The following is a 396-nucleotide window of genomic DNA, read 5'->3' as shown; positions in this document are numbered from 1 at the left end:
CCGTGCCATTAAAGCGGGTGAAGCAAACCTGATCATTGCGGGCGGTGTGGAAAGCATGTCGCGTGCTCCGTTTGTGATGGGTAAATCGGAAACGGCTTATGGCCGTAGTCAGAAGATTGAAGACACCACCATGGGCTGGCGTTTTATCAATCCGAAGCTGAAAGCCATGTATGGTGTAGAGACCATGCCACAAACCGCAGAGAATGTGGCACAACAATTTAAGATTGATCGTGCAGATCAAGACCAGTTTGCCTTGACGAGTCAACAGCGCACAGCAACCGCGCAAGCTCAAGGCTTTTTTAAACATGAGATCGTCCCTGTAAGTATTGCACAGCGTAAGGGTGATCCGATTGTGGTGGACACGGATGAACATCCTCGTGCATCGACCACATTAGC

Annotated in this window: 1 protein-coding gene; it reads left to right on the top strand. The window is 50.0% G+C overall.

Features of this window, described 5'->3' with window-relative positions; genetic code table 11:
- Nucleotides 1-396 (top strand): thiolase family protein (locus F4W09_RS16995; RefSeq protein ID WP_472755571.1); only part of this gene is annotated, 396 nt, incomplete at both ends.

The organism is Acinetobacter tandoii, from assembly GCF_008867985.1.
GTDB lineage: Bacteria > Pseudomonadota > Gammaproteobacteria > Pseudomonadales > Moraxellaceae > Acinetobacter > Acinetobacter tandoii.
Note: the sequence above shows the minus strand (reverse complement) of the source record. Positions and strands in the feature narration are given on the sequence as shown.